The organism is Asanoa ishikariensis, from assembly GCF_900107455.1.
Classification (GTDB): domain Bacteria; phylum Actinomycetota; class Actinomycetes; order Mycobacteriales; family Micromonosporaceae; genus Asanoa; species Asanoa ishikariensis.
Genome location: NZ_FNQB01000001.1, coordinates 554,433 through 576,537, shown reverse-complemented (window position 1 = coordinate 576,537; position 22,105 = coordinate 554,433). Strand labels below are relative to the sequence as shown.

At 69.7% G+C, this 22,105-nt stretch carries 22 protein-coding genes; 13 read left to right on the top strand and 9 right to left on the bottom strand.

Translation table 11 applies throughout. The annotated features are described in order from the left end of the window. Window positions 1–35: 35 nt before the first annotated feature. The gene (locus BLV39_RS02745; protein ID WP_090786696.1) at window positions 36–521 is read left to right on the top strand and encodes a GNAT family N-acetyltransferase; all 486 of its coding nucleotides are present in this window, start codon (window positions 36–38) and stop codon (window positions 519–521) included. Between the two features lie 154 nt (window positions 522–675). Beyond that, complete coding sequence (locus BLV39_RS02740) at window positions 676–1,467, top strand: SigB/SigF/SigG family RNA polymerase sigma factor (protein WP_090786692.1); 792 nt, start codon at window positions 676–678, stop codon at window positions 1,465–1,467. Window positions 1,468–1,537: 70 nt separating this feature from the next. Here the strand turns inward: BLV39_RS02740 and BLV39_RS02735 are convergent, their stop codons facing one another. Then, the gene (locus tag BLV39_RS02735) at window positions 1,538–2,470 is read right to left on the bottom strand and encodes a hypothetical protein (protein ID WP_090786689.1); all 933 of its coding nucleotides are present in this window, start codon (window positions 2,468–2,470) and stop codon (window positions 1,538–1,540) included. Between the two features lie 212 nt (window positions 2,471–2,682). On the opposite strand from BLV39_RS02735, the gene BLV39_RS02730 reads away from it, so the two are divergent. Genes BLV39_RS02730 through BLV39_RS02720 form a run of 3 tightly spaced genes read left to right on the top strand, consistent with a single transcriptional unit; the run spans window position 2,683 to window position 6,739 of the window. Then, a complete protein-coding gene (locus BLV39_RS02730) occupies window positions 2,683–4,050 on the top strand; it encodes a M6 family metalloprotease domain-containing protein (RefSeq protein WP_090786686.1) in 1,368 nt (455 codons plus the stop codon). Window positions 4,051–4,082: 32 nt separating this feature from the next. Beyond that, window positions 4,083–5,036, top strand: coding sequence for a hypothetical protein (locus BLV39_RS02725; protein WP_143049618.1), 954 nt, complete (start codon window positions 4,083–4,085; stop codon window positions 5,034–5,036). After that, entirely contained in the window at window positions 5,033–6,739 is a 1,707-nt protein-coding gene (locus BLV39_RS02720) for a peptidase M16 family protein (RefSeq protein ID WP_176984741.1), read from the top strand. Before BLV39_RS02725 ends, BLV39_RS02720 begins: the two co-directional genes overlap by 4 nt. Here BLV39_RS02720 and BLV39_RS02715 read toward each other — a convergent pair. Beyond that, window positions 6,690–7,625, bottom strand: a complete 936-nt coding sequence (locus BLV39_RS02715; RefSeq protein WP_090786680.1) for an alpha/beta hydrolase — start codon at window positions 7,623–7,625, stop codon at window positions 6,690–6,692. The two genes, BLV39_RS02720 and BLV39_RS02715, sit on opposite strands and share 50 nt — an antisense overlap. A 103-nt stretch (window positions 7,626–7,728) precedes the next feature. Between BLV39_RS02715 and BLV39_RS02710 the strand changes: the two genes are divergently transcribed. Continuing rightward, window positions 7,729–8,580 (top strand): helix-turn-helix domain-containing protein, encoded by an 852-nt coding sequence (locus tag BLV39_RS02710; RefSeq protein ID WP_090786678.1) that lies wholly within the window; start codon window positions 7,729–7,731, stop codon window positions 8,578–8,580. On the opposite strand, the gene BLV39_RS02705 is transcribed toward BLV39_RS02710, so the two are convergent. Both BLV39_RS02705 and BLV39_RS02700 read right to left on the bottom strand, forming a co-directional pair. After that, window positions 8,581–10,086 (bottom strand): hypothetical protein, encoded by a 1,506-nt coding sequence (locus BLV39_RS02705; RefSeq protein WP_090786675.1) that lies wholly within the window; start codon window positions 10,084–10,086, stop codon window positions 8,581–8,583. Further along, window positions 10,083–10,295, bottom strand: a complete 213-nt coding sequence (locus BLV39_RS02700; protein WP_090786672.1) for a hypothetical protein — start codon at window positions 10,293–10,295, stop codon at window positions 10,083–10,085. The genes BLV39_RS02705 and BLV39_RS02700 overlap by 4 nt, the downstream gene beginning before the upstream one ends. A gap of 82 nt (window positions 10,296–10,377) precedes the next feature. Between BLV39_RS02700 and BLV39_RS02695 the strand changes: the two genes are divergently transcribed. After that, the gene (locus tag BLV39_RS02695) at window positions 10,378–11,064 is read left to right on the top strand and encodes a hypothetical protein (protein WP_204083003.1); all 687 of its coding nucleotides are present in this window, start codon (window positions 10,378–10,380) and stop codon (window positions 11,062–11,064) included. Here BLV39_RS02695 and BLV39_RS02690 read toward each other — a convergent pair. Then, a complete protein-coding gene (locus tag BLV39_RS02690; RefSeq protein ID WP_176984740.1) occupies window positions 11,047–12,033 on the bottom strand; it encodes a galactose-1-phosphate uridylyltransferase in 987 nt (328 codons plus the stop codon). The two genes, BLV39_RS02695 and BLV39_RS02690, sit on opposite strands and share 18 nt — an antisense overlap. Before the next feature lie 67 nt (window positions 12,034–12,100). On the opposite strand from BLV39_RS02690, the gene BLV39_RS02685 reads away from it, so the two are divergent. After that, complete coding sequence (locus BLV39_RS02685) at window positions 12,101–12,736, top strand: alpha-ketoglutarate-dependent dioxygenase AlkB (RefSeq protein ID WP_090786666.1); 636 nt, start codon at window positions 12,101–12,103, stop codon at window positions 12,734–12,736. Between the two features lie 172 nt (window positions 12,737–12,908). Here the strand turns inward: BLV39_RS02685 and BLV39_RS02680 are convergent, their stop codons facing one another. The 3 genes from BLV39_RS02680 to BLV39_RS02665 all read right to left on the bottom strand — a co-directional run bounded on the left by BLV39_RS02680 (window position 12,909) and on the right by BLV39_RS02665 (window position 15,790). Further along, window positions 12,909–13,601, bottom strand: a complete 693-nt coding sequence (locus BLV39_RS02680) for a hypothetical protein (RefSeq protein WP_143049617.1) — start codon at window positions 13,599–13,601, stop codon at window positions 12,909–12,911. Between the two features lie 558 nt (window positions 13,602–14,159). Further along, window positions 14,160–14,807 carry a DUF2306 domain-containing protein gene (locus BLV39_RS02670; RefSeq protein WP_090786657.1) on the bottom strand — a complete coding sequence of 216 codons (648 nt, stop codon included), beginning with the start codon at window positions 14,805–14,807 and terminating at the stop codon, window positions 14,160–14,162. Further along, window positions 14,804–15,790, bottom strand: coding sequence for an NAD(P)-dependent alcohol dehydrogenase (locus tag BLV39_RS02665; RefSeq protein WP_090786654.1), 987 nt, complete (start codon window positions 15,788–15,790; stop codon window positions 14,804–14,806). The genes BLV39_RS02670 and BLV39_RS02665 overlap by 4 nt, the downstream gene beginning before the upstream one ends. A gap of 88 nt (window positions 15,791–15,878) precedes the next feature. Here BLV39_RS02665 and BLV39_RS02660 point away from each other — a divergent pair, with 88 nt between their 5' ends. Beyond that, entirely contained in the window at window positions 15,879–16,586 is a 708-nt protein-coding gene (locus BLV39_RS02660) for a TetR/AcrR family transcriptional regulator (protein WP_090786651.1), read from the top strand. Here the strand turns inward: BLV39_RS02660 and BLV39_RS02655 are convergent. Continuing rightward, on the bottom strand, window positions 16,583–17,881 hold the full coding sequence (locus BLV39_RS02655) for a hypothetical protein (protein ID WP_090786648.1): 1,299 nt from the start codon (window positions 17,879–17,881) through the stop codon (window positions 16,583–16,585). The two genes, BLV39_RS02660 and BLV39_RS02655, sit on opposite strands and share 4 nt — an antisense overlap. A 254-nt stretch (window positions 17,882–18,135) precedes the next feature. On the opposite strand from BLV39_RS02655, the gene BLV39_RS02650 reads away from it, so the two are divergent. Genes BLV39_RS02650 through BLV39_RS02635 form a run of 4 tightly spaced genes read left to right on the top strand, consistent with a single transcriptional unit; the run spans window position 18,136 to window position 22,015 of the window. Then, window positions 18,136–19,266, top strand: a complete 1,131-nt coding sequence (locus tag BLV39_RS02650; protein ID WP_239084061.1) for an ABC transporter substrate-binding protein — start codon at window positions 18,136–18,138, stop codon at window positions 19,264–19,266. 3 nt (window positions 19,267–19,269) lie between these two features. Continuing rightward, on the top strand, window positions 19,270–20,187 hold the full coding sequence (locus tag BLV39_RS02645; RefSeq protein WP_143049616.1) for an ABC transporter permease: 918 nt from the start codon (window positions 19,270–19,272) through the stop codon (window positions 20,185–20,187). Then, entirely contained in the window at window positions 20,175–20,978 is an 804-nt protein-coding gene (locus BLV39_RS02640; RefSeq protein ID WP_090786646.1) for an ABC transporter permease, read from the top strand. Before BLV39_RS02645 ends, BLV39_RS02640 begins: the two co-directional genes overlap by 13 nt. Further along, window positions 20,975–22,015 (top strand): ABC transporter ATP-binding protein, encoded by a 1,041-nt coding sequence (locus BLV39_RS02635; protein WP_090786644.1) that lies wholly within the window; start codon window positions 20,975–20,977, stop codon window positions 22,013–22,015. Before BLV39_RS02640 ends, BLV39_RS02635 begins: the two co-directional genes overlap by 4 nt. Window positions 22,016–22,105 lie beyond the last annotated feature (90 nt).

Here is a 22,105-nt window from a genome sequence, read left to right as displayed (position 1 = left end):
AATTCATGGTAGTCGTTCGCGCTAGCCTCGGGCTCGTGGAGATTCGCGACGCATCGCCGGACGACTGGCCCCGCATCTATCCGTTCTTCGCCGCGATCACGGACGCCGGCGGCACGTACGCCTATCCCCTCGACCACACGCTCGAGTCGGCGCGTCCGTGGTGGATGGAGTCGCCGCCGGGAGTGACCGTCGTCGCGACGGATGCCGGGGAGATCCTGGGCTCGGCGAAAATGGGCCCGAACCGGCCGGGTCGCGGCGCGCACATCGCGACGGCCAGCTTCATGGTCGACCCGGCGCACCAGGGCCGAGGCATCGGCAAAGCCCTCGGGACCTATGCGGTCGAGTGGGCGCGGGCGCAGGGCTATGTCGGGATGCAGTTCAACGCGGTGGTGTCGACCAACGTCGTCGCGGTGCGGCTGTGGCAGCAACTCGGCTTCACGATCATGACGACGATCCCGGAAGCCTTCGACCATCGCGTGCACGGTTTGGTGGGCTTGCACGTCATGTACCAAAAGTTCTGAGCGCATTTTGCAGGCATTGGTCCTTTTTGGAGGAAAGATGACTCATACTTTCGGCTAGCTTCTTGTCGCCGACCGGCTTAGAGTGAGCGTCGATTGGTTAACCCGTGCTCCATAGCAAAGATCGCTATTCGGGTACGTCCCTGGGAGGCCCACGATGTCGACGCAGACCCTCTTCAAGTCCACTCCGGACACGGCGGAGCCGACTGAGCTGCTCGCCGCCCTGGCCGCTCTGCCAGCCGAGCACCCCTCGCGGTCGTCGTTGCGCGACCGCACCATCGAGGCCTGGCTGCCGCTGGCCAACCACCTCGCCCACCGCTACAGCGGCCGGGGCGAGCCCACCGACGACCTGCTCCAGACCGCCGCGATCGGCCTCATCAAGGCAGTCGACAAGTTCGACCCCTCGCGCGGCGTCGACTTCGCCGGCTACGCCATCCCGACCATCATCGGCGAGCTCAAGCGCCACTTCCGCGACCGCACCTGGGACATCCGAGTCCCCCGCCGGCTCCAGGAGCTCCGCCTCGCCATCTCCGAGGCCAACAGCACCCTGCTCCAGACCCTGGGCCGCTCCCCGACGGTGACCGACATCGCCGCCCACCTCAAGATCTCCGAGGAAGAGGTCCTCGAGGGTCTGGAAGGCGCCCGGGCCTACAACGCGGTCTCGCTGTCGACGCCGACCGGCGATGGGGAACGTGGCACGGAGCTTGGCGACCTGCTCGGCTCCGAAGACACCTCGTTCGAGCTCGCGGAGCTTCGGGTGGCGTTGGGGCCGGCGCTGGCGTCGCTGGACGAGCGCGAGCAGAAGATCCTGACGCTGCGCTTCTACGGAAACCTGACGCAGTCGCAGATCGCGGACCAGATCGGCGTCTCCCAGATGCACGTCTCCCGACTGCTCACCCGCGCCCTGACCAAGCTGCGCGGAGAGCTGACCGAAAGCAGCTTCAGCTAGACCACAAGCGTTTGACGCGGCCGACGGGGAGCATCCCCGTCGGCCGCTTCGTTGATTGACTGCCGAGCCGCTAGGCGGTCGGGGCGGTGAGCAGGTCGTGCAACTGGCTCACGACCGTGTCGGCGTCGAGCTCGCCGCTGGCGTGCCGGTCGAGCAGCGTGCGCAGCCTGGCGTCCAGCGACACATCGGCGGCGACCTCCTTGATCCCGGCGAGAGTGGCGTCCTGGTCGGCGTCGATGCGCTTGAACTCGTCCTGGAGCCGCTTCTCCACGTCGGGGGCCACGGCGGCCACGGCCTTGCTGACGGCCTCGAGCTTGTGCGCCAGCGCCTCCAACCGCGTGGTGGTGCCGATGGGTGTCTTCTTCGTCGGACCACCGGCGACGGCCGGCCGGCCGGCGGCCAGACCTTCCACTCGCCAAACCAGTGCGTCCCAGTCCTGTTGCCTCACGGTTGCCATGAAATCGCCCTCTTCGGAGATCGCCTGGCGGAGCAGGCGCAGCATGAGTTTCCGGTAGGCGCCGTCGCGGCGGCCCTCACTGTCGCGGAAGAAGCTGGTGTGGGTGTGCGTCCGATGGTTGAGGTCGCCGCCGCTCCTGATCTTCAGGACGTCGAAGGTTTTGACCTCGTCCCCGTCGGGCGTGTAGATGATCTCGCGGATGTCCTCCGTGCCCGGCACCTTGGCCTTGAGCGCCGCGACATAGAGGTGGTTGAACCGCAGGAAGGCCTTCTGCGCGCGTTTCTTCGCCGCCGTGTCGTTGGCCGCTTCGAAGCGCCACTCGTTGCCGAGGTCGAACGCGCTGGCGGCGTTGCTCGCGTGCTTGTCCCGGTTGGACTGGGTCAACGAGTAAGCGTCGTCGCGCAGTTGGTTCCTGCCCAGGTGGTAACTGGTGCCGCCGTCGGCATGGTCGGTGTCGCCCAGGATGCCCAGGGCGTTGAACGGGATGTGGATCAGCGCTTTCACGTCGCGCTGCACCTCGACCAGATCAGCGGGATTGAACGTCACGTCAACTACCTCCTCCCGGTGCGATCGCCAGCGTAGGACTTGGTATCCCGTCGACGGGACCGTCGATCAGTCGCCTTCGTGGTGTCGTGCGCACGGCTGTCGACACCGATCACGCGGTCGTCGGCGCCGGTCAGGCCTTTCTGGACCGAACCCGTATCAGGGGCCGGGTGAGCGCCTCCGTCATCGGAAGACCCCACGAACAGGGAGCGCACATGTACGGATCAGCGCCCAGCCCCGAGCTGGAGGAGTTCCTGACCAACCAACTGAACAACGTCCGCGCCGCCAACGATCTGGCAGTGGCGGCGAACGTCACCCTCAGCCCGGACCCGCGGGGGCTGGGCTTCAACGACGGCACGATCATCCCGCCGGATCGGTTCCCGCCGGGTACGCCGGAGGCCGTGATCCGCAACGCGGCGGCCGACCGCACACCGTTGCGCGCGGGCGTCCGGGTCATCGTCGTGCTGGTCGACTTCGCGGACCAGGTGATGACGACGTCCACCGAGCATTTCCAGGACCTGTTCTTCTCGACCGGCGTGCTGCCGCACGGGAGCGTCCGCGAGTACTACCGAGAGGTCAGCAACGGCCTGGTCGACCTGGTCGGCGAGGTGGTCGGGCCGCTGCGGATGCCGGAGACGATCGCCTGGTACGCCAACGGCGACTACGGCATCGGGCAGCCGCCCCCGGGCACGGAACGCGCGCGCGACCTGGCCCGGCACGCCGCCGAGGCGGCCGACCCGCTCGTCGACTTCAGCCAGTACGACAACGACGGCAACGGTTTCGTCGACGCGTTCGTGGTGGTGCACGCCGGATCCGGTGGCGAGACGACACCCACCGACCCGAGCACGATGATCTGGTCGCACAAGGCCACCATGCGCCAGCCGTATTCGACCGACTCCACCTCGCTCTACGCCTACCTGACCATCCCGGAGGACGCGAAGGTCGGCGTCTGCGCACACGAGCTCGGCCACCTGCTGTTCGGTTTCCCCGACCTCTACGACACCGACAAGTCCTCGGCGGGCGTGGGCTCGTGGTGCCTGATGGGCGCCGGCGAGTGGAACGGCGGCGGCGACGTTCCCGCGCACCCCTCGGCGTGGTGCAAGGTCAAGCAGGGTTGGGTCTCCGTCACCAACGTGACGAGCGAGCAGACCGTGGAGATCGTCGACGTGCAGTCGAGCCGCAACGTGTTGCGGCTGTGGAAGGACGGTGCCAGCGGGCCTGAGTATTTCCTCGTCGAGAACCGGCAGCGAACCGGCTTCGACGAGAGGCTGCCCGGCGACGGCGTGCTGATCTGGCACGTCGACGACAACCAGCCCAACAACCGGGACGAGAACCACTACAAGGTCGGGCTCGTGCAGGCCGACGGCCGGCGGGACCTCGAGCTCAAACGCAATCGTGGCGACGCCGCCGACTCCTACCCGGGCACGGGTGGCAATGCGACGTTCTCGCCCGAGTCGACGCCGAGCTCGCACTCGTACCTCGGCCAGGACACGGCCGTGTCGCTGACCCAGATCTCCGCCTCGGGCGCCACGGTGACGGCCACCGCTGCGGTCAGCGGCAAGACCATCCCGCTGGTGGATTAGGGGCGAGCGCGGGCCGCCGTATGCTGCCCGCTGTGTCCGAGCAAGATCCCGGCGTACCGCCGCCTGATTTTGACCCGCTCGCGGCCTTTCCCGAGGTACGTGCGGTGCGCGAAGCCGCACAGGCACGGGATTGGCCGGGGGTCGAAGCCGGATTCGGCGGGCTAACGGATGCCGCGACCCAGTTGAAGGCGGTCAAGGTCGTCGGCGGGCTGCTCGACCGGGGCTTCCTCGAAGAGATCCTCGCGGCGAATCCCGTCTCGGCGCTCGCCGGGACCTTGCTGGCCTGGCGGCTGTCCGACGACGGCTGGAAGATCATCGGACGTGAGTGGGGACGTAGCGTCACACACACGCGCTTCGCCGGATTCCACGACAACCTGAACCGCGCCGAGCAGATCCTCGTCGACGTGACCGCGCGGGAGCCCGGCTGCACCAGCGCGTGGATCGAGCGGTTGAACACCGCGCGCGGGCTGAACCTCGGCCAGGCCGAGGCACGCCGCCGCTACGCGAAGATCGAGCCGCAGTGTTATCCGGCCCAGCACGCCATGACGCGCCAGCTCAGTCCGAAGTGGAACGGCTCGTACGAGGCCATGCACACGTTCGCCGCCCGGTGCGCGACGGCGTCGCCGCCCGGCTCGATCAACGGTGCCGTGGTCGCGGCGGCACACCTCGAACACTGGCAGGTGCTGCACCGCGACAACAGGACCGCGGCGACGGCGTACCTCAAGCAACCAGACGTCGGTCAGGAACTCCGGTCGGCGGCGGAGCATTCATTGCTCAACCCGGCGTTCCGGCCCGTGCCCGGCTGGGTGGCCGCGGCCGGCACGTTCGCGATGGCGTTCAGCCTGGCCGAGGACTACGCCGCCGCGGCGCACCACTTCAACGCGCTCCTGGTCGGCGGCAACCTCGCCGACGAGGCGCCGTGGAACTATCTCGGTGACCCGGCCACCGTGTTCGTCGACCATCGCGACCGCGCGTTCGGCCGATGATCCGGGAGACAGAGGTCGACGGCGTGCGGACGCTGCTGTCGCCCAAGAGCGGTCCGCTCGCGGCCGGCCTCACCTTCCGGGTGGGTCGGGCCGACGAAACCCTTGCCACGGGCGGCATCACGCACCTGCTGGAACACCTCGCGCTGCACCACCGCGGGTTGAGCGACTACCACTACAACGGCGCCACGGGCTCGGTCGTCACCCATTTCCACCTGCAGGGCTCCGCGGACGACGTGGTCCCGTACCTGACCGGGGTGTGCGACGCGCTCGCCAACCTGCCGGTCGACCGCTTGGAGCTCGAGAAGGGCATCCTGCGTACGGAGGCAGCCGGCCGAAAGGTCGGCGCCGGCGACGCGATGCCGCCGTGGCGATACGGGGCGCAGGGCTACGGCCTGGTCAGCTACGAGGAGCTGGGACTGCACCGGCTGACCGCCGACGACGTCCGCGAGTGGGCGGCCACCTGGTTCACCCGGCAGAACGCGGTGCTGTGGATCACCTCCGACGAGGTGCCCGCCGGCCTGCGCCTGAACCTGCCCGACGGAACCCTCCGGCCCGTGCCGCGACCGACGTCCGCGCTGCCCAGCACGCCGGCGTACTTCAGCGAACGGTTCAACGGCGTCGTGTTCGACGCGGTCGTCCGCCGGAGTACGCCCGCGACCGTGTTCGCCGCGGTGCTGGAGCGGGAGATGTTCCGCAGCCTGCGCCAGGAGGGCGGCTACTCGTACGTGGCCGATGCCTCCTACCACCCACGCGGCGACGAGTTCGCCACCGTGACCGCGTTCGCCGACGCGTTGCCGGACAAGAACGACGCGGTGCTCGGCGGCTTCGTCGACGTGCTGGCCAAGCTCCGCGTGGGCCGGATCGAGCAGGCCGACCTCGACAGCGTGCGCACGCGGGCGGAGGAGGCGCTGCGCCAAGCGGATCACGACGCGATCCGGCTGCCCGCCGCCGCCATGAACGCTCTCACCGGGCAGCCCAACCCGACCGCCGAGCAGACCCTCGACGAGCTCCGGGCCGTCAGCGTCGACGACGTGCGCGCGGTCGCGGCCGAGGCCACGGCGACCGGGTTGCTGCTGGTGCCGGCGGGCCTGCACGCCAAGTGGGCCGGCTTCTCGCCCGCACCGACGTCCTCGACCGCCGCCGTGGCCGGCCTGCGCTACCAGTCCCGGCAGGACGAGGAGGTCAAGCTCGTCGTCGGGGACGAGGGCCTCAGCCTCGTCGACGGCAGCAACGCGGGAACGGTGCGCTATGCCGACTGCGCGGTCGTCAAGGCCTGGCCGGACGGCGCGCGCGAGCTCGTCGGCCTCGACGGCATCTCGGTGCGGGTCGAACCCACGCTCTTTCCCCTGCCGGCCGAGCAGCTCGCCCGCATCGAGGCCAACCTGCCCCTGGACAAGCTGGTGCGGATGCCCGCCCGGGACCCGGGTGCGATCCCCCGGGCGACGCCGCTCGCGCCGTCGTTGCCCCAACGACCTCAGGCGACGGCCCGCGTGGTCTTCCTGACCGTGATTGCCTCGATCATGGGAGTGCTGACGCTGCTGTGCGCCGGAGTGCTCGCCACCGCCGACCCGGCGAACAACCCCGACGACGAGGGCCTGCACGACCCGTCGATGTTCCTGCTGCTCGGCCTTTTGCTCTTCGGGACGGTCGCCTTCAGCGTGTGGGCGCGGAAGATCGCTCGGGAGCGCGAAGGCTCGCGGTGAAGAAGGCGGCAAGCTCCGCGGCGGCCTGCGGGACGTACCGGTCGTAGAGGTCGACGTGGCTGGCGCCCTCGATCCAGTGCAGGCGCTTGGGTGTGCCGGCGTTCTCGAACGCGTGCTGGCTCATCCACGCGGTGACCGCTCGGGTGCCGACGACCATGAGCAGCGGCCGTGGCGCGATGAGCGCGATGTGCGTGAACGGGTCGAACGTGGCGATCCGGTCGATGCTGGAGACGGTGAACTGTTTCGCCGAGGCTGGGTGCTGTGCCCGGTCGGTGCGGTAGTACTCCCAGCCCTCGAAGACGTGCTGCCCCGCGGAACGGGCCTGTTCCTCAGTCTCCGGAAACAGGTCGAACGTCCGTGGTGCCGCGCCCGCCGCCTCCGCCGTCCGCGCCTCGGCCGCGGCATCCAGCAGGCCCTGGATCACCGCCGGATCCTGTGCACCGTCGGCGCCAACGCGGAACTGCCGGCCGATGTCGGCGGCGCTGACGGTCGCGACCGCCTGGATCCGGTGGTCGGCCGCGGCTGCGGGAATGACGTACCCGCCGGACGCGCAGATCCCGAGCGCACCGATGCGCTCGGGGTCGACCTCGGCCCGGGTGGTGAGGAACGAGACGGCGGCCTTCAGGTCCTCGGTCCGCTGGGCCGGATCCTCGACTCCGCGCGGCTCGCCGCCGCTGGCGCCCTGATAGGCGGCGTCGAAGGTCAGCGCGACGAACCCGGCCTCGGCCAGCCGCACGGCGTACGCCGCGGCCGCCTGTTCCTTGACCCCGCTCGCGGGGTGCCCTACGACGATTCCCGCGCGGGTGTGGCTGGTCTCCCCGGTCGGTGTGTAGAGGTGTCCGGCGATCACGATGCCGGCGCTTTGGAAGGTCACATCGGTTCTCATGGGTCGAGCGTCCGTCGCGGTGCGCGAACCGTGCAGAGTCGGGTTCGAGCCTGGGAAGAATCCTTCCCTCCCAGCGCCGGACGGGCCGAGTAACAATTGCCAAATGCCTGAGATGCGCCGCTCCGAGCTCGGGGCGTTCCTGAAGGCCCGCCGCGCCGACCTGCGGCCCGAGATGGTGGGACTGCCGGAGGACGGCACCCAGCGGCGGGTGCCCGGGTTGCGGCGCGCCGAGGTGGCCCGGTTGGCCTCGGTCAGCGTCGACTACTACACGCGGCTCGAACAGGGCCGGCTGCCGGCGTCCGCGACCGTCCTCGGATCGCTGTCCCGCGCGCTGCGGCTGGACGAGGCTGCGCGGACCTACCTCTACGACCTGGCCGGGAAGCCGTCACCCAGCGGACGGCACCAGCCCGAGCAGCGCGTACGTCCCGCGATGCAGCGGTTGCTCGACCGGCTCGACCATTCGCCCGCCATGGTCCTCGGGCGCTACAACGACATCCTCGCCTGGAACGCGGCCGCGGCCGCACTCTACGAGGACTTCGCCCTGCTGACGCCCGCCGAGCGCAACTACACCCGGCTGGTGTTCCTCAGCCCCGCCCTCCGGGCGCTCCACCTCGACTGGGAGGACGCGGCCCGGGTGGGCGCCGCGACGCTGCGCATGGAGACCGCGCGCAACCCCGACGACCCACGCCTCGCGGACCTCGTCGGGGAGCTGTCCCGGCGCAGCCCCGAGTTCCGGCGGTGGTGGTCGGGCTGGATCGTCTCGACGGACAGCTATGGCACCAAACGTTTCCGGCATCCGCTCGTCGGGCCGCTGACGCTCGACTGCGACACCTGGGCCAACCCGGATGATCCCGAACAGCGGCTCGTGGTGCTCACCGCGGAAGAGGGCAGCCCGTCGGACGAGGCGCTGCGCATCCTGACCTCGTGGAGCGCCGAACCCGCGGCCAGGCGCTGATCACCTCGCCAGGCGGCCGACCGCGGCCAGCACCAGCGCCTCGGCCTCGGTGACGAGCAGCGCCGGTGCCTTCCTGCGGCGGCGGACCGCCCAGGTGTGGTTGAGGTCGTCGACGAAGCGTTGCCGATCCACCAGGAAAGCCAACTCGGGGTCGGCGCGGGCCTGGTCCCACATGAGCTCTTCGGTCGCCGCCAGCAGGGCGCGGCCGAGGTAGGACCACGCCAGCGGCAGGTAGGCGACCTTCTCGACGCGTTCGGCCGCGCACGAGTAGAGGCAGGCGATGGCATAGAGGGTGCGGGCGTCACCGGCGGCCTTCGGCGGCTGGTCGCGTAGTTCCTCGCCGGCGATCGTGGTCGCCGCCAGGTCGCCGGAGAGCAGGGCGCACTTCAACCGGCGCACGCGGTGGCGCTCCCGCTCGTCGGCCAGCGCGGTGGCGGTGGTCGAGCTCGCGTTGTCACCCGGGTTGGTGACCAGCCGCTGCTCCGCCTCGGCATAGCTCTCGCTCGCGTCGAGGAACGCCCGCCGCGCTTTGGCCTCGACGTTCTCCGTGCGGTAGGCGAAGCCGAGCCGCTCCTGGACGGCCCCACGGATCGCCGCCGGGCGGTGGTAGGCACGCAGCGCGAAGCCGACCTGGTCGAGGTCGTCGAGCGCCTCAGCGCCGAAGGCCAGCGTGTGGCCCGTGAACTCCTTCATCGCGTCGAGCGTCAGCGCCGCCGCCAGCATTCGTTGCAGCTCGAGCCGGGTGGTCAGCGAGCGGCGGCGGCTGAGCCACGGCACCCGCAGCCCACCGGCCGGCATCGCCCGCAGCCGGCGGGCGACCAGCCGCAGGGCGACCCAGTGCGCGGCCGGCTCGATCAGCGCGACGAGCCGCTCCTGCCACGACTGTCCAGAAGGGTTGGTGCCGGGCGGCTCCCAGAGCGTGGTCGCCGCTATCGGCGACCCGTCGAGCTCGTGCAGCTCGATGGCGAGCCCGAGTCGCTGGTTGCCGGCGTCGCCTCGCAGCAGCGGCGCGGTCTGCACCAGACAGCCGCGCGGGTTGGGCAACGCGGAGCTGAGCGCGCCGAGGATGCCGTCGGCCTGACCCGGTGCGACCGCCCGCAGGCCGTTGGCCACGGTCGCCATCGTGTCCTTGGCGGCCGACGTGATCGGCTCGGTGTCGTTGGTGATCGCGATCTCGGCTGGCAGCCGGTGCAGCGCCACGTCGCGCTGGAACACGTCGTCGACGATGCCCCGGGCGGCCGCAGCCTCGTCGGCGAGCGCCGCCTGAACCCGTTGCCGCAACCATGGCGACAGCGTCAACGCCTCGCCCTCGCTGCCGGCGATGGCCGCCGGCAGCGGGGCGGTGTCGTTGATGACCAACTGCTGTCGCAGCCGCTCGCGGATCGCTCGGGACAGCCCAACCAGGATCACCACGACAGCGACGACCGCGGCGGCGGCCAGCGTCGCCTTGCTGATCGTGTCGGCCAGCGCGCCGACCTCGTCGATGCTGAACGCGGCGGGGCTCATCGGGTCGGGTCGTCCCCTTGCGGCGCACCGTCGTCCGTGAAGGTCGGCCCGATCCAGCCGCGGTCGGGGCCGGCCGCGGCCTCTTCGACGGCCAGGCCCTCGCGGACCAACCGGACGAGGGTCTCGTCGTCGACCTCGACAACGCCGCCGGCCGGATGGTTGACGCCGTCGCCGTCTGTCCACTCCTGATCGAGTCGTGCCCGCGCCATTGCATCTCCAATCGTCCCGGCTCAATCTAGAGAAAGCGCCGCCGCTGGGCGACCCCTGTGGACAACCGTCAAGGGAGGGAAGGTGCCGGATAACTTCCTGCCGTCACGCCACGGGTTCACGTTCGACAACGTGTGGCCCGCGCAACCCGCCGTCGTCGTGCCCACCCCGTTCGGCGACGTGCCGTTCGGCAAGGCCAACGGGGGCCTGTGCGGCGGCATGGTGTTCGCCGCCCTCGACTACTGGAACGCCGGCCGGCAGCCGCCCGCCAGCCGTCCCCCGCTGGGCACGCCGCTCTACTCGTTCATCGTCCGCCGGCTCCTGGAGTCCTGGCGACTGCCGGGCGGGGTGGCCAAGTACTACGAGTGGATGGGCATGCCGGACACCGACGCACCGACGTTCCAGCTCTTCGGCCGACCTCTGCTGACCCGGCGGGGCATCGCCTACCGCACGGTCAGTGGCGAGTGGCCGAGCATCCGCACCGAGCTCGACCGGGGCTCGCCGGTGCCCCTCGGCGTGATCACCGTGTCGTCCCGACAACCCAAAGATCTGGCGCTCAACCACCAGGTGCTGGCGTACGCGTACACCACTAATGGAAATGCCGTCAGCGTGCGCGTCTACGACCCCAACCGCGGCAAGCGCGACGACATCGCGATCACGTTCGAGGCCGGCGCCAAGACCTTCACGCACAACCTCGGCATCGGCGGCCGTGCGGTGCGGGGCTTCTTCCGCACCGGTTACCGGGCACAGCGGCTACCGTCCGGCGGCTGACACGGCCTTGGCCAACTCCGGCGCGGTCTCCTCGGGCCGACTGGGGTTGACCAGCAGCCCGGTGGCCAGCTCCAGTCCCGCGAACGTGGTCGTCCGTGGGTGGACCTCGACGTGCCACTGCCACCACCGGGCCACCTCCCTAGCCTCCACATCAGACGGTCCGGCGTGGACGACCAGGTTGTACGCCGGGTCGTCGAGCACCTCCGCGAGACCGCGCAGCAGCGGCGGCAGGATCCGGGCGACGGCCGCGAGGGCGTCGTCGCTAGCGTCGGCGAGGGTGCCGCGCCCGTCCCCGGGCACGAGCACGGTCTGATGCGGGACCGCGGCGGCGTACGGCTGATAGACCAGCACCCCGTTGTCGGCGACGACCCGCTCGCCCGCCGCGCGCTCGGCGGCGGCCAGGTCGTCGACCAGCCGGCGTCCGGTGTCGGTGTAATGCCCGCGGGCCAGCCGCCACCGGCCCATCAGCCCCGGCGGCGCCTGGTCGAGCGCGACGAGCTGGCTGTGCGGGTGCCGCAACGAGGCACCGGCGGCGACACCGTAGTTGCGGAACACCACGACGGCGGCGGGCCGCGGCCCGCTCAGCGCCCGGGACCGCTCCCGGAGTGCGCCCAGGACTTCGAGCGCCTGCTCGTACGTGGCCATGCGCAGGTCCCAGTCGTGGTCCGGCGACTCGACCAGCACCTCGTGGTCGCCGGTCGCCGGGAACCTCGGGAACAGCCCGGTCGCGCTCTCGAGGTCGGCGGCCGGGCTCACGATCGGGTATTTGTTGGCGAACCCCCGGACCCGCCAGGCCCCGTCGCCGGCGGCGGGCACCCGCAGCCGGTCCGGCGGCGTCTGCTCCTCATGACCGGGACAGAACGGGCAGCCGGTGGAAGCCCGCCGCCCCTCGTCCGGCCGCTGGGCCCGCCGTGGTGCGCTCAGGCGCCATTCGCCGGTCTCCGCGTCGACCCGTGTCTCGGTGATCACGATGTTCAACTTAATAGATCAAGCCACCCGTTAGCACTGTTGTGCTAAACCGCGCTACGCTGCGGTTATGCACGGCATCGCACACCAGCCATCGATGTTCGACCTGGTCGAGGAGCCAACCCTCGGCCAGCTCGACGGACGCGTCCAACGCACCGAGCTCACCCGGGGCGCCTGGGTCGACCATCTGCCCGGTTGGGTCGACGGCTCCGAAGTCATCCTGGAAACGCTGCTGGGAGACATCGGCTGGCGAGCCGAGCGACGCGAGATGTACGAGCGTGAGGTCGACGTGCCGCGCCTGCTCCGCTGGTACGACGCCGACGAGCCGCTGCCCCACCCGCTGCTCACGTCGGCGCGCGAGCGCCTGACGGCCTATTACGCGCAGGAACTGGGCGAACCGTTCGTCACCACGGGAATGTGCCTCTACCGCGACGGCCGCGACAGCGTGGCCTGGCACGGCGACACGACGGGCCGCTCCTCGAGCCAGGACACCCTGGTCGCGATCGTCTCCTTCGGCTCACCCCGCCCGCTGCTCCTACGCCCACGCGGCGGCGGCTCCGACAGCCTGAAGTTCCCCCTAGGCCACGGCGACCTGGTCGTGATGGGCGGGTCGTGCCAACGCACGTGGGAACACGCGATCCCGAAAACCGCCAAGAAAGTCGGCCCGCGAGTCAGCGTCCAGTTCAGGCCGGTGGGCGTCAGCTGAGCACGGGCCTCTTCTGCAGGCCCAGCGGGCGGAGCGACCGTCGGGCGCGCCTGCGGCGACAACGCCGCCACGGGTTCATCTCGTTGTACGGCGAAACAGGGAGTAACCCTCAGGCTTCTTGTTGGCGTACGGAGTGGACGGCTCATCAACGCGGGCGATGTGCGACCTATTCTCACTCGTCGCTTCTACGCTGACGAACGACGCCCTTGTTGGCCGGCTTGGCGGCCGCAGTATCCTCACGCCTGACTACTTCGTAGCCCAGCCGCTTGAGAGTGGCGATAGCGGTGGCCTGGTTGGACCGCACCACTGCAGCGATCTGGTTCTTGCGGTAGGTCAGTCGGCTGTCACCGAGTATTTTCTGCCATCCGACCTTTGGGCTCAAGATCCGCTCTGCGATTAAGCTCTCCAGCAAATCCTCCAAGGACGGGCGGAGACGGCGGCCACCCACAGGCAAATGAAGCTTCTTCATTTTGTCACGTGGACGGCCGACTTCGCGAAGAAGCTGCTCCAACATGGGGTGGTCGCCAGCAACCTGGATGTGAGCCTCGGTGTAAGCGGTCTTGTCGCGCTCGTAGTCGTAGTGCAGGAGTAGCTCTTGCTCGTCCCCAAGGTAGATGCCGCAGTAGGAACTGGCCACGGTGAGGTAGCCCTCTTCGTTGGTATAGAGGGAACAGCTAATGTCGAGCCACACCTTGGTCCGAGCAGTTGTGCGCAGGCGGACAGCAGACGTGGACAGGTCCGCGCGGTCCAGGTTGGTCCCAACGTACGCCGACGCTCTCTCTACTACTGCGCCTACCTTTACGTTGTCGCAGACCGTTGTATTCAATACATCGGCGAACGAGGATGCGAAGGTGCGTGCCTGCACCCTCAGTTCAGGGGCGCCTGCCACCGATGGCTACCCACAGCTTGTGCGCGTCGCGCGAGGTGAAGTCGCCCGCACGGGCCTGCCCCGCAAGCTCGTCATAGGTAATGCCAAGTCTCTGAAGACCGCGTTCCGCTGCGGCCCGCCACTCGGCTGCGGACATCTGTACGACGTCAACGTCGGCGGGCACGGATGTGGACGGCGTCATCTCCTGTTGCCTCCCAGGCTGAGGGGTGGACCTGGTGGGATGCCTAAACAATAAGGACCAGATGCGACGTTTTCCATGCCCCATGTCAGCCACGGTAACCTCAACGAACGGCTGACCAGGCAGATCACCGGGTTTCCTGCCTAGTGCTGACTTCGGCAAAGAAGACATACAAGACGTCGGCGATGCCGCCGATCAACAAAGCCTGCCGCAGGCAACCGGCAGACCCTGTCCGCGCTGCCCCTCGGCCCCTCATAGTCGCTGCGGAAAACGTACGCCGAGAATTGCTCACTTGTAGTTGTAGGTAAATGAACTCCCAGGACTCTTGCGACCCCAGTTGTGTTCTACGCGGGCCCTTAGGCGCGGATGACCTTTGTTTGACGGCGATTGCCCGGCGCGACCGGTGCCCGGCGGATGGCCCACTCGGCGACCGCCGCGTTGATGACCCAGCCCATTGAGATGGAGATGGCGGTCGACAGGTCGCTCGTGCCGAACACGCCCTCCCCGATGCTCTGGGTGAACGCCTGGGTTCCCGCAGCGACCGCAAGCGCGTAAGCACGGATCATCCAGGCGCGGTGGGCGGCAATGTCGCGCCGCCGGATTGCCGCGAAACCCAGCACGATGGCTGCCGCCATGGCCGAACCGACTACGAGCCGGACGCCCCACAGCAGGTCGCCGCCCGGTGCGTCCGGGTAGAACAGCGTCATCCAGATCCCGGAGCCGGCGACCAGCAGGCCGGCCCCGACCAGGACCCGGCCGGCGCCGCGGTGCCAGCCCGGCCGGCGCCGGCGCAGCCGGGCCGAGAACTGGAACGCGCCGAGGAAGGCGTAGGCGACCGCGGCGAGCACGTGCACCACCACCGGCGCCGGGGAGGCGTCGACGCGGGGGTTGGTCGGCAGCAACTGTGGGCCGCCGGCAAGTTCGAGGAGCCGCAGCGACCCGGCGACCGCCGGGACAAGGGTGAGGGCGACCAACGCCACCGGGACGCGCCAGCTTTTGGTCACGACTCGGCGTCCATCGTGATGACGACCTTGGCCCGGGCGTGTTCGGTTTCCAGGTAGCGGATGGCTTCGGGCACCTCGGCCAGCGGATAGGTGCGGTCGATGACCGGGGTGAGGCGGCCGGCTTCGGCGTGGGCGCGGAGCGTGTCGAGGTGCTGCCGGTCGGGGGTGGCGGCCGGGACCGAGATGCGCTGGCGCACGAACGGCGCGAGGAGTTGGCCCCGGGCGATGAGCCAGACCGGGCCGACCAGGCTGCCGCCCCGGTAGACGCCGCCGCCGGACAGTACGAGGGTGCCGCGCGGGGTCAGCGCTCGTCGCAGCGCGGTCAGTGAGCGATTGCCGACCAGGTCGAACACCACGTTGTGCCGGCCGCCAAGACGGGTGAAGTCCGCCCGCGTGTAGTCGACGACCTCGTCGGCACCGAGCGAGCTCACCAGGTCGACGTTGCGGGTGCTGCACACCGCGGTCACGGTCGCGCCGGCCGCCTTCGCCAGTTGGACCGCCAGGGTGCCGACCCCGCCGGACGCACCGTTGATCAAGACACGGAACCCGGACTCGACGTCGCGCAGGCCCAACAGCGCGGTGGCGCCGGCTAACGGCAGCGCGGCCGCCTGCTGCGCCGTCAGGTTGACCGGTGCCGGCGCGACCAGGGACTCCGGCACGCACGCGTATTCGGCGAACGCGCCGTTCGCGTCGCCGAGGTCGCCGAAGACCGCGTCGCCGGGGCGCACCCGCTGGACGTCGGCGCCGACCGCCGAGACTCGACCGGCGAAGTCGCGGCCACGGATCCGCGCCCGCGGCCCGGACCGGCCGGTCGACAACCGGGCGAGCCGAGGGTCGCCACGCATGACATGCCAGTCGTACGCGTTGAGCGCGGCGGCCTCGACCCGCACCAGCACCTGGTCAGCCGCTGGCGTTGGCGTCGCGACGTCCGCGAGCGCGAGGACGGACGGCGGGCCGTATCGATCCTGAACGATAGCTTTCATGACTCCCTCCCCGGGTGTACGGTGTACACCTCCTTGGAAATACGGTAGGTGTACGGCGTACACCTGTCAATGCGGTTAAGGTTTCGAAATGGCTGAGCAGGTCGAGACGCTGCGCCGGACGCCGCTGAGCAGGGATCGCGTCCTGCACGCGGCCGTCGCGCTGGCCGACGAGGCCGGGATCGAATCCCTCAGCATGCGCAAACTCGCCCAAGAGCTCGGCGTCGTGCCGATGGCCCTCTACAAGCACGTGGCCAACAAGGACGAGCTCCTCGACGGCATGATCGACGTGGTCGTCGGCGAGATCGATCCACCGGTGTCGGACGCCGACTGGCAGCCGGTCGTCCGCCGGCGCATCCTCTCGGCGCGCGAGGCGCTGCTCCGCCACCCCTGGGCGCCGATCGCGATCGAGGCGCGGAACCAGGCGACGCCGGCCATCCTCGGCTACCTCAACTCGATGGTCGGGATCCTTCGCGAACGCGGCGGGTTCTCCACCGACCTCGCCCACCACGTCATGCACGCGATGGGCAGCCGGATGCTGGGCTTCAGCCAGGAGCTGTTCGACGACTCGCGGCGCGCCGGCAGGTCCGGACCGGCCGATCCCGAGCCACCCGCGGGCTTCCCGCCCGAAGCCGCCGCCGCCTTCCCGCACCTGGCGGCGATCGCCGGCGCCGCGGCGCACGACGACGCGTCGGTCGTCGGGCCGGGCTGCGACGACCAGTTCGAGTTCGAGTTCGCGCTGGACCTGTTGCTGGACGGCGTCGAACGCCTGCGCCAGCAGGGCTGGACCTCGACCTAGGTGTTGGTACGCAGCCACCCGCGCAGCCGGTCGTAACGGTCACCGGGCGGCGTGGTGGGCGGAACGCGCAGCAGTTCGGCGTCGGTAGCGGGACGAGCGTCCAGCACCACACGCCGCAGCAGCTCGCGGTCGACCAAGAGGCCACCCTCGGCGCTGACGATGATGTCGCCCCGGTGCTGGACATAGCCGTGCACGTCGCCGCGCCGCAGGTACTTCAGGTCCGGCCCGTCCGGTGAGCACGTCGAGTTGAAGCACTGGTCGCCCTGGTCGGCCCGCACCGCGAAGACCGTGATCCGCACGCTGCGATCCCCACTCTTGTTGTCGGCGCGCAGATACTGAACCCCGGGCGGCATGCCGAACGGCTGCGGCAAGTAACCGGGTACGTCAGCGACGTAGAACGTGCCAGTCATGTTGGGGACGTCGGTGGCGGTGCCGGCGCGCACCGAACGGGCAGCGGACCGGAGCAGGTCCCGGTCGACCGCGAGCGAGCCCGCCACCACCACGATCGAGCCGGATCCGGCGGCGACCTGGTAGCCGTGTTCGATGACGCCGCGACGGTAGACGAGGTTGCCGCCCGGTTCGGGGGTGCACTCCGCCGAGCTCAACGGTGAGTCGAACAGCGTCTCGCCGCAGCCGGGGCCGCCCGGGTGGCGCTGGTTGTCGGGGCCGTAGCCGAAGACGTTGACGTACTGGAGTGCGGGAATCGTGCTGCGGTCGGTCGGCATGAACGGCCCGGTGCCGATCCGGTCGCCGTACGTGTCGTCGCTGGGCGTGTAGCCGGGTATCTCGACGACGTACACCGCGCCGTGGCTGACCCCGGCCGGCTCCTCGGGCTCGGCTGCCCGCAGCGCCACCAAACCCCCTACCGTGAGGGCGAGCAGGACGCCGACGGCGGTCAGGTTGAGCCGCCAGCCACGCAACAGGAAACCGGCGACCAGCGCGTACGCGAGGCCGCCGAAGAGTGCCACCCACCATGGGTTGTGGCTGATCCCGAGCTCGGCGGCGTCGGCGAACGCCCAGCCCTGGGACCACAGCACGGTGCCGCCGACGAGGACGATGACCACCCAGAGCAGGCGGGCGGGGACGGTCGCACCGAGCCGGGTGACCGGGGCGGTGAGCGTGACGACCGTCAACAGGTAGCCGGCGAACAGCACGAGGCCGACCGCCAGGCCGACGAAGACGTAGTCCCCCGCTCCCCAGAGCAGCGTGGTGAGCGCGGCGACCGCGGTCGGCACCAGGACGCCGCCGAAGAGCCACAGCGCTCCGAGTTGAACGAACAGTCGGTTCCCCCGCATCCGCTCAGGATGCTGCTTCGGCGGGCGGGCGGCATGGGCTCGCGTACTCACCGCCGCCCTGACGCACAGGCACGTTTCGGACGACGGCGCCCATCCCGCCCGCCGAACGGGGTGTGAGAAATGCCTGGCCACCCAATCGCCACAGTGCGGCCTCCCGCTGTTGCGCCGCTCGCAAGCAGGTCCCCCGCATGATCATGCCGGCAAAAGAATCTACGAGGCCGGTCCAGAGACGGATCGGCGAGAAGGGAGGATCCGTGCGATTCTCGATTACCCGCGGGACCGCCCTGGTCGCGGTTGCCGCCGCGATGGTCGGTCTTACCGCGTGCTCCCCGCCGTCCAGCAACAACGAGGCCGCCGCGAGTGACGCGGCGAAGGCGCAGAACGCCGCCGCCCTCGGTGGGCTGGACAAGCTCGTCGAGGCAGCCAAGAAGGAAGGCGCGCTCAACGTCATCGCGCTGCCGCCGGACTGGGCCAACTACGGCGAGATCATCACCGCCTTCACCGCCAAGTACGGCATCAAGGTGAACTCGGCGCAGCCGGACGCCTCCAGCCAGGACGAGATCAACGCCGCCAAGCAACTCAAGGGCCAGGGCGGCGCGCCGGACGTGTTCGACCTCGGCTCGGCGGTGGCGCTGGCCAACACCGCCACGTTCGCCCCGTACAAGGTCACGACCTGGGACGACATCCCGGCCGCGCTCAAGGACGCCAGTGGCACGTGGGTCAACGACTACGGCGGCTACATGTCGATCGGGTACGACTCGTCGAAGGTGCCGGCTCCCACGAGCATCGCCGACCTGCTCGGCTCCGCGTACAAGGGGAAGATCGCCCTCAACGGTGACCCGACGCAGGCCGGCGCGGCGTTCAACGGCGTCGTCGCGGCTTCGCTGGGCAACGGCGGCTCCGCCGACGACATCTCCAAGGGCGTCGACTTCTTCGGTGCGCTGAAGAAGTCGGGCAACTTCCTGCCCGTCGACCCGACCCCGGCGACGATCGAGTCGGGCCAGACCCCGGTCGTCTTCGACTGGGACTACCTGAACGTCGCCCAGGGCGCCAAGCTCAAGGGCAAGGTCGAGTGGAAGACCGTCGTACCCGCGAACGCGGTGCTCGGCTCCTACTACGTCCAGGCCATCAGCGCCGACGCCCCGCACCCCGCGGCCGCCCGGCTCTGGCAGGAGTTCCTCTACAGCGACGAGGGCCAGAACCTGTGGCTCAAGGGCGGCGCCCGTCCGGTGCGGGCCGACGCCATGACCAAGGCCGGCACGCTCGACAAGACCCTGTTCGACGCGCTGCCCCCGGTCACCGGCACCCCGGTCTTCCTGACCGACGCCCAGACCAAGTCGGCCAACGAATACCTCGGCGCCAACTGGGCCAAGGCAATCGGTTAACCGATGACCGCCCCCACAACGGGGACGCTCGAGGCGCCGACCACCACCGGTGTACGGGGTGGTCGGCGCCACCGGTCGCGGATACGCGATCTGCTGGGCGTCGTGCCGTTCTTCGTTTACGTCGCCGTCTTCCTGTTCATTCCGACGATCGTCGTGGTCGTCGGAGCGTTCGCGGGTGACGACGGCCGTCCCACGCTCGAGAACATCTCTGCGCTGGCGGACGACTACATCGTCGAAGCCTTCGTCCGCAGCATCACGCTGTCGGCGGTGACGGCGATCCTCGGTGCGGTGATCGGCGCGCTGGTCGCCTACGCGGTGGTGACCGCCGGACCGGACAGCCTGGTCCGCCGGCTCGTCACCTCGGCGTGCGGCGTGCTGGCCCAGTTCGGCGGCGTGACGCTGGCGTTCGCGTTCATCGCGACGATCGGCTTTTCCGGGTTCGTCACGGTGTTCCTCAAGGACTCGCTCGGCATCGACATCTTCTCGGGCGGCATGTGGCTCTTCGACCTGCCCGGCCTGGTCCTCGTCTACACGTACTTCCAGATTCCTTTGATGGTCATCGTCTTTCTGCCGGCGCTCGACGGGGTCCGTCCACAATGGCGTGAGGCGACCGAGAGCCTGGGCGGGTCGACCTTCTACTACTGGCGACGCGTGGCGGCTCCCCTGCTCGCGCCCGCGTTCATCGGCTCCACCCTGCTGCTGTTCGCCAACGCGTTCTCGGCGTACGCCACCGCGGCCGCACTGGTCAGCCAGGGCAGCCCGATCGTGCCGCTGCAGATCCGCTCCGCGCTGACCAGCGAAGTGCTCCTCGGCCGCGAGAACCTCGGCAAGGCGATGGCGCTCGGGATGGTCCTCGTCGTCGCGCTCGTCATGTGGCTCTACGGCCTGCTACAGCGAAGGACGTCACGATGGCTGGACTGAGAAAGCGGCGCGCCCGCCGGCAGCAGGCGCTGCGCTGGGTCGTCGTCACGCTGTTCGCGGTGCTGTTCCTGCTGCCGCTCATCGCCATGTTCGAGTTCACCACCCGGGACGGGTGGGACACGTGGCGCGTCTTCTTCAACTGGAAGGCGCTCGGCGAGACGTACCCGATTCTCTGGACCGGCATGAAGGCGTCGTTCTGGCTCGTGCTGCTATCGGTGGCGCTGACCCTGGTGCTGCTGGTGCCGACCGTCGTGTGGGTGCGCCTGCGGCTGCCCCGGCTGCGGCGGGTCGTCGAGTTCGTCAGCCTGCTGCCGTTGACGGTCCCGGCCGTCGTGCTCGTGGTCGGCCTGGCGCCGGTGTACGCCTGGGTCGTCTACTTCGTCGGCGGATCGTCGGTGACGCTGTTCCTCGCGTACACCGTCCTCGCCCTGCCGTTCGCCTACCGCGCCATCGACGCCGGACTGTCGGCGATCGACGTGCGGACGCTGTCCGAGGCGGCCCGCAGCCTCGGCTCGAGCTGGGCGACGGTCATGTGGCGGGTGGTCCTGCCGAACATCCGCTCCGCCGTGCTCTCCGCCGCGTTCCTGACCGTAGCCCTCGTGCTGGGCGAGTTCACGATCGCGTCCCTGCTCAACCGCGACAACATCCAGGTCGCCATCAACCAGCTCGGCAAGAGCAGCGCGACGATGTCGGTCGCGGTGTCGCTCGCTGCGCTGGTCCTCGCGTTCGCACTGCTGTTCCTGCTCTCCTTCGCCGGTCGCAGGCGCAATCGGGAAAGGAAGACATCGTGACGTCGTCCGGGGTACGCCTGGAGGCCTTGCGCCGCCAGTTCGGAAACGTGCATGCCCTCGACGGGCTCGACCTCGACATGGCGCCGGGCGAGCTCGTGGCCCTGCTCGGGCCGTCGGGTTGCGGCAAGACCACGGCATTGCGCATCCTGGCCGGCCTCGAAGACTCGGACTCGGGCCGCATCATCGTGGGCGGCAAGGACATCGCGAACGTGCCCGCCAACAAGCGCGGCATGGGCATGGTGTTCCAGGCCTACAGCCTCTTCCCACACCTGACCGCGATCGAGAACGTGGAGTTCGGCCTGCGACTGCGGAAGCAGAACGCCGCGGCCCGCCGCAAGCGAGCGCAGGACATGCTCGACCTGGTCGGCATCGGCGCCCACGCTTCTCGTTTCCCCCAGCAGCTCTCGGGCGGCCAACAGCAGCGGGTGGCGCTGGCTCGGGCGCTCGCGTTCGAGCCTGAGGTGCTGCTGTTGGACGAGCCGCTCTCGGCGCTCGACGCGAAGGTTCGTGTGCAGCTCCGTGAGGAGATCCGCCGGATCCAGCTCGAGGTCGGCACCACGACCCTGTTCGTGACGCACGACCAGGAAGAGGCGCTGGCCATCGCGGACCGCGTCGGTGTCATGCGCGCCGGGCAGTTGGAGCAGATCGGTTCGCCGGAGGACATCTACCGCACCCCGGCGACGCCCTTCGTGGCCGAGTTCGTCGGCCTGAGCAACCGGCTCGCGGGCCGCGTCACCGGCGACGTGGTGGAGGTGCTCGACACGAAGCTGCCGTTGGTCGCGGGTGCGAGCGTCCACGATGGACCGGCGACCGCGCTGGTGCGCCCGGAGTCGGTGGACGTGACGGCCGACGCCGACGGCACGGGACGGGTGGTCGCGGTGAGCTTCCTCGGCCCGCTGGCCCGGGTGACGGTGGCGTTGCCGGGCGATGCTGTCGTGGTGGCTCAGTTGGCCAGCGCCCGGTTGGCCGAGATGCCACCCGGCACCGCGGTGCGGGTCGTCCTGCGACCGGTCCCGGTGGTGGTCTCGGCCGCCTAGGCGGTGGCTTGCCGGGCGGCCAGATCACGGAAGCGGTCGACCGCCCGGCGCCACGCACGACTGAACCGGGTCCGAACGGCATTTGGAATC

Coding starts and splice junctions, on each gene's coding strand:
- BLV39_RS02645 (WP_143049616.1), top strand. CDS start 19,270: ATGACCGCCCCCACAACGGGGACGCTCGAGGCGCCGACCACCACCGGT.
- BLV39_RS02700 (WP_090786672.1), bottom strand. CDS start 10,295: ATGGCGCGGGCACGACTCGATCAGGAGTGGACAGACGGCGACGGCGTC.
- BLV39_RS02665 (WP_090786654.1), bottom strand. CDS start 15,790: ATGAAAGCTATCGTTCAGGATCGATACGGCCCGCCGTCCGTCCTCGCG.
- BLV39_RS02730 (WP_090786686.1), top strand. CDS start 2,683: ATGTACGGATCAGCGCCCAGCCCCGAGCTGGAGGAGTTCCTGACCAAC.
- BLV39_RS02705 (WP_090786675.1), bottom strand. CDS start 10,086: ATGAGCCCCGCCGCGTTCAGCATCGACGAGGTCGGCGCGCTGGCCGAC.
- BLV39_RS02715 (WP_090786680.1), bottom strand. CDS start 7,625: ATGAGAACCGATGTGACCTTCCAAAGCGCCGGCATCGTGATCGCCGGA.
- BLV39_RS02710 (WP_090786678.1), top strand. CDS start 7,729: ATGCCTGAGATGCGCCGCTCCGAGCTCGGGGCGTTCCTGAAGGCCCGC.
- BLV39_RS02640 (WP_090786646.1), top strand. CDS start 20,175: ATGGCTGGACTGAGAAAGCGGCGCGCCCGCCGGCAGCAGGCGCTGCGC.
- BLV39_RS02720 (WP_176984741.1), top strand. CDS start 5,033: ATGATCCGGGAGACAGAGGTCGACGGCGTGCGGACGCTGCTGTCGCCC.
- BLV39_RS02740 (WP_090786692.1), top strand. CDS start 676: ATGTCGACGCAGACCCTCTTCAAGTCCACTCCGGACACGGCGGAGCCG.
- BLV39_RS02685 (WP_090786666.1), top strand. CDS start 12,101: ATGCACGGCATCGCACACCAGCCATCGATGTTCGACCTGGTCGAGGAG.
- BLV39_RS02660 (WP_090786651.1), top strand. CDS start 15,879: ATGGCTGAGCAGGTCGAGACGCTGCGCCGGACGCCGCTGAGCAGGGAT.
- BLV39_RS02655 (WP_090786648.1), bottom strand. CDS start 17,881: ATGCGGGGGAACCGACTGTTCGTTCAACTCGGAGCGCTGTGGCTCTTC.